This is a genomic window from Streptomyces albidoflavus (assembly GCF_000719955.1).
Classification (GTDB): Bacteria; Actinomycetota; Actinomycetes; order Streptomycetales; family Streptomycetaceae; genus Streptomyces; species Streptomyces albidoflavus.
Genome location: NZ_JOII01000002.1, coordinates 344,495 through 351,158, shown reverse-complemented (window position 1 = coordinate 351,158; position 6,664 = coordinate 344,495). Strand labels below are relative to the sequence as shown.

6 protein-coding genes and 1 rRNA gene are annotated in these 6,664 nt (G+C 70.2%); all 7 read left to right on the top strand.

Annotation, left to right across the window (positions count from 1 at the left end):
• Nucleotides 1-77 (top strand): 5S ribosomal RNA (gene rrf, locus IF45_RS0103385); the annotation flags it as partial.
• A 172-nt stretch (nt 78-249) separates the two neighbouring features.
• Nucleotides 250-858: a cardiolipin synthase ClsA gene (clsA, locus tag IF45_RS0103380; protein ID WP_008417540.1), complete on the top strand. Its 609-nt coding sequence runs from the start codon at nt 250-252 to the stop codon at nt 856-858.
• A 114-nt stretch (nt 859-972) separates the two neighbouring features.
• Entirely contained in the window at nt 973-3,468 is a 2,496-nt protein-coding gene (locus IF45_RS0103375) for a mannose-1-phosphate guanyltransferase (RefSeq protein ID WP_003946930.1), read from the top strand.
• Nucleotides 3,469-3,556: 88 nt separating this feature from the next.
• A complete protein-coding gene (locus IF45_RS0103370) occupies nt 3,557-4,456 on the top strand; it encodes a DUF881 domain-containing protein (protein ID WP_008417542.1) in 900 nt (299 codons plus the stop codon).
• A complete protein-coding gene (locus IF45_RS0103365; protein WP_003946928.1) occupies nt 4,453-4,785 on the top strand; it encodes a small basic family protein in 333 nt (110 codons plus the stop codon). The genes IF45_RS0103370 and IF45_RS0103365 overlap by 4 nt, the downstream gene beginning before the upstream one ends.
• A gap of 5 nt (nt 4,786-4,790) precedes the next feature.
• Nucleotides 4,791-5,657 (top strand): DUF881 domain-containing protein, encoded by an 867-nt coding sequence (locus IF45_RS0103360; protein ID WP_015508195.1) that lies wholly within the window; start codon nt 4,791-4,793, stop codon nt 5,655-5,657.
• Nucleotides 5,658-5,739: 82 nt separating this feature from the next.
• Nucleotides 5,740-6,660 carry a double zinc ribbon and FHA domain-containing protein gene (locus IF45_RS32090; protein WP_075987617.1) on the top strand — a complete coding sequence of 307 codons (921 nt, stop codon included), beginning with the start codon at nt 5,740-5,742 and terminating at the stop codon, nt 6,658-6,660.
• Nucleotides 6,661-6,664 lie beyond the last annotated feature (4 nt).

The window sequence follows — 6,664 nt, the reverse complement described above, 5'->3', positions numbered from 1 at the left end:
CGAACCCGGAAGCTAAGCCTTACAGCGCCGATGGTACTGCAGGGGGGACCCTGTGGGAGAGTAGGACGCCGCCGAACTTTCTTTGGCCTCGGGCCCTGGGAACCTTGTGAAAACAGGTTTCCAGGGCCCGAGGCATTTCTGCGTTCAGCGGCATTCAGGGGGACTTGTGCCCCCTCTGTGAAGGGAGCGCGGGCCGGGGGGTAAGGTCGGGGGGCAACATTGGCGCGTTACACCACAGGAGGCCCCCGGGTGGAGGTCCAGGAGACTCGGGTCCAGACGGACCGGGTCCTCACCATCCCCAACGTCCTCAGCATGGCCCGCCTGGTCGGCGTACCGCTGTTCCTGTGGCTCATCCTCCGGCCCGTCTTCGGCGGCCCGAACAGTGACGGCTGGGCGCTGCTGGTGCTCGCCCTGAGCGGCGTCAGCGACTACCTGGACGGGAAGCTGGCCAGGCGCTGGAACCAGATCAGCCGCCTGGGCCGGCTGCTGGACCCGGCCGCGGACCGGCTGTACATCCTCTCGACGCTGGTCGGCCTCACCTGGCGGGAGATCCTGCCCTGGTGGCTCACCGGCCTCCTCCTCGCCCGCGAACTGATGCTGCTGGTCATGGTGGGCATCCTCCGACGCCACGGTTATCCGCCTCCCCAGGTGAACTTTCTGGGGAAGGCCGCTACCTTCAACTTGATGTACGCGTTTCCGCTGCTGCTCCTCAGCGAGGGCGGCAGCTGGCTCGCGTCCCTCGCAGCTGTTTTCGGATGGGCGTTCGCAGGATGGGGTACAACCCTCTACTGGTGGGCAGGGATTCTCTACGTGGTCCAGGTCCGCCGGCTTGTCCGGGCGGACGCCACGGCCGATTGAGCCCCGCCATTGGGCGGCCGTAAGGCTGATGGTCCGCGCCATACCTAGTCGCGGGCCGGACCGGCCGGGTGAAGTCGGCAAGACCGTCGTCTCTTCAAGGAGGACGCTTCCGACATGAAGGCCGTCGTAATGGCCGGAGGCGAAGGCACCCGTCTTCGCCCCATGACCTCAAGCATGCCCAAGCCGCTCCTGCCGGTGGTCAACCGGCCCATCATGGAGCACGTGCTCAGGCTGCTCAAACGGCACGGGCTCTCCGAGACCGTGGTCACCGTCCAGTTCCTGGCCTCGCTCGTCAGGAACTATTTCGGTGACGGCGAAGAACTCGGGATGGAACTCACCTATGCCAATGAGGAGAAGCCACTCGGGACAGCCGGCAGCGTCAAGAACGCGGAGGAAGCCCTCAAGGACGACGCCTTCCTCGTCATTTCCGGCGACGCACTCACCGATTTCGACCTCACCGATCTCATCGCCTTCCACAAGGAGAAGGGCGCCCTGGTCACGGTCTGTCTGACCCGCGTCCCCAATCCACTGGAATTCGGCATCACCATCGTCGACGACGACGGCAAGGTGGAGCGTTTCCTGGAGAAGCCGACCTGGGGCCAGGTCTTCTCCGACACCGTCAACACGGGCATCTACGTCATGGAGCCGGAGGTCTTCGACTACGTCGAGGCCGACACCTCCGTCGACTGGTCCGGCGACGTCTTCCCGCAGCTGATGAAGGAAGGCAAGCCCATCTACGGCTATGTCGCCGAGGGCTACTGGGAGGACGTCGGCACCCACGAGAGCTATGTGAAGGCCCAGGCCGACGTCCTGGAGGGCAAGGTCGACGTCGAACTCGACGGATTCGAGATCTCGCCCGGCGTCTGGGTCGCCGAGGGCGCCGACGTCCACCCCGACGCGGTGCTGCGCGGACCGGTGTACATCGGTGACTACGCCAAGGTCGAGGCGGGCGCCGAGATCCGCGAGGACACCGTCATCGGCTCCAACGTGGTGGTCAAGAGCGGCTCCTTCCTCCACAAGACGGTCGTGCACGACAACGTCTACATCGGGCAGCAGAGCAACCTGCGCGGCTGCGTGATCGGCAAGAACACCGACGTGATGCGGGCCGCCCGGATCGAGGACGGCGCCGTCATCGGCGACGAGTGCTTCATCGGCGAAGAGTCGATCATCCAGGGCAACGTCCGCGTCTACCCCTTCAAGACCATCGAGGCCGGCGCCTTCGTCAACACCTCGGTCATCTGGGAGTCGCGCGGCCAGGCGCACCTCTTCGGCGCCCGCGGCGTCTCCGGCATCCTCAACGTCGAGATCACCCCCGAACTCGCGGTCCGCCTCGCCGGCGCGTACGCCACCACCCTCAAGAAGGGCTCGACGGTCACCACCGCCCGTGACCACTCGCGAGGCGCCCGCGCCCTCAAGCGGGCGGTCATCTCCGCCCTCCAGGCCAGCGCCATCGACGTACGCGACCTGGAGAACGTGCCGCTGCCCGTCGCCCGGCAGCAGACGGCGCGCGGCAGCGCCGGCGGCATCATGATCCGGACCACGCCGGGTGTCCCCGACTCCGTCGACATCATGTTCTTCGACGGGCGGGGAGGCGACCTCTCCCAGGGCAGCCAGCGCAAGCTGGACCGGGTCTACGCCCGCCAGGAGTACCGGCGTGCCTTCCCCGGGGAGATCGGCGACCTGCACTTCCCGTCAAGCGTCTTCGACTCGTACACCGGCTCGCTGCTGCGCAACGTCGACACCAGCGGGATCGCCGACTCCGGGCTCAAGGTCGTCGTCGACGCCTCCAACGGCAGTGCCGGACTGGTCCTGCCCAGCCTGCTGGGGCGGCTCGGTGTCGACGCGCTCACCATCAACCCGGGGCTCGACGAGTCCCGGCCGACCGAGACCGCCGAGAGCCGCCGGGCCGGACTGGTACGCCTCGGCGAGATAGTGGCCTCCGCGCGGGCCGCCTTCGGCGTCCGGTTCGACCCCGTCGGCGAGCGGCTCTCGCTCGTGGACGAGAAGGGCCGGATCGTCGAGGACGACCGGGCTCTGCTGGTCATGCTCGACCTGGTCGCGGCCGACCGGCGCAGCGGGCGGGTGGCGCTGCCCGTCACCACCACGCGCATCGCCGAGCAGGTCGCCGCGTACCACGGCACGCAGGTCGAGTGGACGACCACCTCGCCCGACGACCTCACCCGGGTCGGCCGGGACGAGGCGACGATCTTCGGCGGCGACGGCCGGGGCGGCTTCATCGTCCCCGAGTTCAGCAGCGTCTTCGACGGCACCGCCGCGTTCGTACGGCTCATCGGTCTGGTGGCGAGGACCCAGCTCACCCTCAGCCAGATCGACGCCCGCATCCCGCGCGCCCACGTCCTCAAGCGCGACCTCGCCACCCCGTGGGCCGTCAAGGGCCTGGTCATGCGGCGGGTGGTCGAGGCGGCCGGCGACCGGTACGTGGACACCACGGACGGCGTCCGGGTCGTCGAGGCCGACGGGCGCTGGGTGATGGTCCTGCCCGACCGGGCCGAGGCCGTCACCCACCTGTGGGCCGAGGGGCCGGACGACGAGTCGGCCGAAGCCCTGCTGGACGAGTGGGCGGCCGTGGTGGACAGCGCCGGGCGCTGACACCGGAACAACCGCCACCGGGCGGCCGCGGGCAGGACGCCCGCGGCCGCCCGAGCGCATTCGGAGGTGGGGCCCCGGCCGTGCGACGATGTGCGGCATGTCGCAGCAGCCCCCCGAACGGAGCACCGTCCCGCGCCGCCCGCGCCCCGACGCCTCCATGTCGCTGCTCACCAACGTGATGGACCACAGCCTGGACGACGGCTACGCCGAGGCGGCCGCCCGCCGGGCCGCCGACGGCACCGCGGGCGTCCCGCGCACCCTCAAGGCGAAGCTGGGGCTGGCGGCCGGGCTGGTCCTCGCCGCCCTCGTCGTCACCGTCGGGGCCGCCCAGGCCCGCGAGGACGCACCGGTCGTCGCCAAGGAGCGCGAGGAGCTCATCGACCGGATCGAGAGCGGATCGGCGACCGCCGACGGTCTCGAGAAGGACGTCGAGAGCCTGCGGACCGAGGTGGGCAAGCGCCAGCGCGAGGCACTCCAGAAGCACGGCGGGGACCAGGGCGCCCTGGTCGGTCTCCTCTCGGGCTCCACCGCCGTCCACGGCCCCGGCCTCAAGCTGGTGGTGGACGACGCCAAGGGCTCCGACACCGGGGGCGGCGGACCGCGCGAGAGCGCCGGGTTCTCCGACACCGGGCGACTGCGCGACCGCGACATGCAACGCATCGTCAACGGGCTCTGGCAGTCCGGCGCCGAGGCCGTGTCGATCAACGGCCAGCGCCTCACAGCCCTCTCGGCGATCAGAGCCGCGGGGGACGCCATACTGGTCGACAACAAGCCGCTGGGCCCGCCGTACACGGTGCTGGCGGTGGGCGACGGGCAGCGCCTCGCCGACCGTTTCCAGGGCAGCTCGGACGGGCAGTACCTCGCGGCACTGCGCGAGAACTTCGGCATCCGCACCAAGATCACCGCGGAGGACGAGGTCCGCCTGCCCGCCGCACCGAGCGTGAGCGTACGAATCGCGGAGCCGACCGCGGGAAAGGGCACATCTTGATCGCCGTACTGGGGCTCCTCGTGGGAGTCGTGGCCGGACTGCTGGTCCGGCCCGAGGTACCCGCCGTCGTCGAGCCTTATCTGCCGATCGCCGTGGTGGCGGCGCTGGACGCCGTCTTCGGCGGGCTGCGCGCCATGCTCGACGGCATCTTCGACGACAAGGTGTTCGTCGTCTCGTTCCTGTCGAACGTCGTCGTCGCCGCCCTCATCGTCTTCCTCGGCGACCAGCTCGGCGTGGGCGCCCAGCTCTCCACCGGCGTCGTCGTGGTCCTCGGCATCCGCATCTTCTCCAACGCCGCGGCCATCCGCCGGCACGTGTTCAGGGCGTGAGGCCGATGCGCGACGACGAGCCCGGCGCCCAGGGCCCCGACTCCGGCGACGCCCCCCGTCCGTCCGGCCCGCCCCGGCGCCAGCCGCTGCCCGAGGCGGCCCCCGCGCCCGCCGCCGAGCCGCCCCCGGAGGACGGGCCGGCCCCCGCCGAACTGACCGGCCGGCAGCGCCTGGTGAAGGGCCTGTGGCCACCGCGGGTGACCCGCGCGCAGCTCACCGTCGCCGTGCTGCTCTTCGTGCTCGGGCTCGGTCTGGCCATCCAGGTGCGCTCCACCAACGACACCGGGGCGCTGCGCGGCGCCCGCCAGGACGATCTCGTCCGCATCCTCGATGAACTCGACGACCGTACCGAGCGTCTGGAAGACGAGAAGCAGCGTCTGGAGGACCAGCGGACCGAGCTGGAGAACAGCTCGGACCAGGCCGAGGAGGCGCGCCGGCAGACCGTCGAGAAGGAGCGTCAGTTGGGCATCCTCGCGGGGAACGTCGCGGCGACCGGTCCGGGCATCACCGTCACCGTCCAGGACGCCGCCGGGACCGTCCGCGCCGACATGCTCCTGGACGCCGTCCAGGAGCTGCGGGCGGCCGGCGCCGAGGCGATCCAGGTGAACGACGTACGGGTGGTCGCGGGCACGTACCTGAGTGACGGGTCGGGCGGCGTCAACGTCGACGGGAACAAGATCACCCGTCCTTACCGTTTCAAGGTCATCGGCAACCCGCAGGATCTCGAACCGGCCCTCAACATCCCTGGCGGGGTGGTCCAGACGCTGGAGAAGGAGCAGGCCACGGTGGTGGTGACACGTGAGGAGAAGATCGTGGTGGACGCCTTGCGACCGGCGGAGCAGCCTGACTACGCTCGGTCGTCCAACGAGTGAGGCCCGAGCGTATGCACAGTGCCCGAGCGGGGCATGAGGTTGCGGGGGGTCGGCGCACAGCGGAGGCGGTGCGTGGTGGAAACTGTGCGGTGGAGACGGACGCGGTGAAGGCGTCCGGATCGGCCGTCGTGTGCAATCAGGGTTCGTCCTGCCCCACGGGCGGGTCTGTTTCGGTCAAGGGGAATCGCCCGTGAAGTTGTTTGCGAAGTTGTTCGGCAAGAGTGGGCGCGAGGACGGCGGCAAGGCCGCCCGGCACCGCGCCCCGCGCCAGGGAGAAGAGGAGCAGGGCGAGCGTCCCCTGTTCCGTGACGAGGTGGCCGGCGGTGACAATTCGGGCGCGTCGTCCGTTGACCGCTCCGGTGCCGGCGGCATAGGTTTCGGTGAACCATCAACCTCAAGTACGGGTGGAGACTTCGGTCCCGGCTCGTACGGAACCGAAGCCCCCGCAGGGCAGCCGCGGCAGGGAGGCCCGTCCATGGTGTGCAGCAGGTGCGGGCACCGTAACGCCGAGGCCAGCCGCTTCTGTTCCAACTGCGGAGCGCCCCTGACCGCCCAGGCGGCCCAGGAGCGCCCGTCGGAGACCACCTCGACGATCTCGATCTCCGGACTGGAGGCGTACGAGGCGGAGGTGACCGGGCAGAACCCGGCGCCGACGCTCTCCCCGGAGGCCCAGGCCGCCGTGGACGCCCTCCCGGCCGGATCGGCGCTGCTGGTGGTGCGCCGCGGGCCCAACGCCGGCAGCCGGTTCCTGCTCGACGGGGACCTGACGACGGCGGGGCGCCACCCGCAGGGTGACATCTTCCTGGACGACGTGACGGTCTCCCGCCGCCACGTCGAGTTCCGCCGCCAGGAGGACGGGGCCTTCACCGTCGCCGACGTGGGCAGCCTCAACGGCACCTACGTCAACCGCGAGCGCATCGACGCCGTCGCGCTCGCCAACGGCGACGAGGTGCAGATCGGCAAGTACCGGCTGGTCTTCTACGCCAGCCAGCGGGGCATCTGACCGT